General features: G+C 31.9%; 3 protein-coding genes. All 3 read left to right on the top strand.

The features are described 5' to 3' along the window. Positions 1–1470, top strand: a 1470-nt coding sequence (locus N456_RS24375) for a hypothetical protein (protein ID WP_082422489.1), incomplete at its 5' end; no start/stop codon positions are given. Then, the gene (locus N456_RS08830) at positions 1470–2435 is read left to right on the top strand and encodes a hypothetical protein (RefSeq protein WP_062056034.1); all 966 of its coding nucleotides are present in this window, start codon (positions 1470–1472) and stop codon (positions 2433–2435) included. The genes N456_RS24375 and N456_RS08830, both read left to right, overlap by 1 nt. 5 nt (positions 2436–2440) lie before the next feature. Next, positions 2441–3364 (top strand): hypothetical protein (locus N456_RS08825; RefSeq protein ID WP_148639262.1); only part of this gene is annotated, 924 nt, incomplete at its 3' end.

The raw sequence follows: 3364 nt of genomic DNA, 5'->3' as shown, positions 1-3364 counted from the left end.
TATGAGGAAACGATATGGGGTAAGACAAAAGAATTTCTAAATACCAAGAATAACATCTTTGGTAATGTACAACCTTATGATCTAGAAACCAGAACAGCAAATCAGCTAAAGTTTACTGTAGCCTATCCTTATAATTCATATAGCGAAGACACATTTTTACTTCGATATCTTACATTGCAGTTATCCGAAGTACCTATATTTATATCTGTACAAAGTTGTCGGTATGTGCGTACTCCACAATTTTTAATACACCCCGATGTAGTATGGGCAGTACATCTTAATTATGGAGTAGATGATGAAAATATACTATACTATAACGATAAAAAAGTACCCCTTGTAACTGGGTATGGTGATTATATGTCTTGGATAGCATTAGGTTTAGAATGGATTAATAATCAAATAAAGCCATTTGTAGAGCAGTATATGTTAGGTGATAATGAAGAACGTAAAAAAGATTGGAAAAAACTACAAGGCATTATTGATGAATTTGTAGAAGAAAGCATCACTAAGGTAGCATTAGGATTTCATGCAATGGTTGATAAAGATCGGCTTATCAATTATTCAGAAATCCAACCTTATAAGGCGGTGCTTAATTATTACATTTTCCAAATGGTATTGTTTTCCATTGCTATAGATCTGCTATTAATTTATCTTACCAGAGGTAAGGTAGCACCAAGCATGTACAAAGCTGCTAGAGTAGCTAAGAAATTTAAAAAACTAAAAAAGAGCGCAGAAAAATTTGGAGAGCAATACAACCTTACATTTCATATGCCAAAAGTGAGTTGTAATTTTGGATTTCATAGAGAACAAAGTAAAGATAAGCTAGGAGAAGTTACTAGGATTATACAATATACATTACGAGCAGACCCTCTAATTGCAATCTCATCAGAATATGAATTCGATCCTGAACGATTACCCAAAGCGTTGAAAGAATTTAAAGTAACAGCGTTGGTAGAAGGGATTATTAGTTTTGATATTAATATCCTATACGATACGCTAAAAAAAGAATTTAGAATCAATAATACTGCTGTACATCAAGAAGGTGGCGGTGGTAATGTCTTAAAAGATGGAGACATCATACAGTTACAAGGGCAGATAGGAGTTACCCTAGAGGGAGAAGTAAAAATAGAAGGAAAATGGCAAAAAAAGGTTTTTAAATTGTTTCCTATAAAAGCACATGCAAAAGCAGAAGGAAAACTAAACTTACATACTGCAGCAGGGATCACCCGACGATTTGGAATTCATCCAGATTTAGGTCCCTATCTAGAAGACACCCTATTCTTTGATGGAATCACAGGAGAGTATTTTCAGAATGTAGAGTTTAAAGTTATGGGTAAGAAAAGGTTTGATTCTAATAAAAAAAACAAACCAGAAAAAATTCCAAAATTTGGAGAAGGTACAGCGAGTCTAGGTAGAATCTATATCTTTGAGATATTTAATCCACACAAACCAGAAAAGTATTATAAATAATGAACTCTTTTAAACAAATCATAGCAGTACTATGCTGCACTTTTACTCTTATTTCTTGTGCACAAGACCATAAAAAAAATAATATGAAAAGACCTATAGAACAATTATATAGTAATGTAGACTCTCTAGACTATACTACCATGCCACAATATTTTATAGAAGGCTATCAAAGCGGTTGCTTTTATGAGATTTACATCAATGGACTTTTAGTGTTTAGACATTATGAAAATGTAGGCTTAATGAATCATGCGACTCCGATTAATGATATGATTTTACAAAGTGGTCTTCAAGAAGTAACCGTCAAGCTATTTCCGCTAGGTAAAATAGATGGTAAAGAATATACAACTATAGATGCTGATGATAGTTTTAGGCTTAAAATATTTAAGCGAGATAAAAAACAACCATATGAAGCAGGAGACTATGATATCGTAAAAGAATATTATGCCCCTCTTACCAATGGGTTACCCTATTATGAAGAAACATTTACCTTCGAAGCAGAAGTGCCGTATAACCTAAAAGGATGGAGCGAATCACAAATACTTACAGAACTAGATCAAAAAGAATTAGAAAAAGAAATTCTAGATTTTTATGATGAATATGCGGATGTTATATATAATCAAAATGAGGAAAAATGGGTAAGAATAGTTAAAAATAGGGAGCTAGAATATCTTATGTCTGTTCATTATAACGATTCCAAAAACTCTGGAATCCAAAGTAGGATAGACCATTCTATTAATGTTTTTGACAGTAAATTTAAAGAGAAATATCCATTAGATAAATATGAGATTATATTTGGAGGGAATGGTAGAGTTGTAACTTTAAAGGGGCTTATAGAACGTGGAGAATCTGCTTATTACCATGCTATAGAGGAAGTAGAAGATGGGGAAAGTTATAAATATAAGTATTACACTTATCTATTTCTTCACAAACCCAAAGGCAGTAATAAACTAGAGATTATACGATAATGATAATGAGGGTGCAAATAGCTATATCCTATTGGGCTACTGTTTTACTATCGGTTTTTGTTTTTTGTGGCTCTTGCGCACAAGATCATAAAAAAAACAATATGAAAAGACCTATAGAACAATTATATAGTAATGTAGACTCTCTAGACTATACCACTATGCCACAATATTTTATAGAAGGATATCAGAGTGGTTGTTTTTATGAAATTTATATTAATGGCTTTTTAGCTTTTAAACATTATGAAAATGTAGGATTGATGAATCATGCCACACCTTTTAATGATTTAATTTTAAAAAGTGGCACTCAGAAAGTGACAATTAAGTTATTTCCTCTTGGTAAAATAGATGGTAAAGAATATACCACTATAGATGCTGATGATAGTTTTAGGCTCAAAATTTTTAAACGAGATAAAAAACGACCATATGAAGCAGGAGCCTATGATGTCGTAAAAGAGCATTATGCTACCCTTACTGATGGATTGCCTTATTATGAAGAAACGTTTACTTTTGAAGCAGAAGTACCTTATGAATTAAAAGGATGGAGTGAATCGCAAGTGTTATCAGATCTAGATCAAAAAGAATTGGAACAAGAGATATTGACGTTTTATGATCATTATGCTGATGTGATTTATGACCAAGATGAAGAAAAATGGGTTAGTCTTTTAAAAAATAGAGAGTTAGAATATTTAAAGTCTGTTCACTATAATGATTCTAAAAATGAAGGGATAAGAAGTCGTATCAATGATTTTAAGAATATTTTTAATAGTGATTTTCACGAGAAATTCCCACTAGATAAATACGAAATTATTTTTGGAGGTGATGGAAAAGTAGTAACGCTAAAAAGTTTAGAGCAAAAAGGTAAATCGGCTTTTTCTTATGGAATAAAGATAGACCATAAAGGAAAAAGAGTAAAGGCAAAAAGCTTTCGT

It is taken from the genome of Aquimarina longa SW024, assembly GCF_001401755.1.
GTDB lineage: Bacteria > Bacteroidota > Bacteroidia > Flavobacteriales > Flavobacteriaceae > Aquimarina > Aquimarina longa.
The sequence above is the reverse complement of the archived record's forward strand: the minus strand, read 5'-3'. Positions and strand labels throughout refer to the sequence as shown.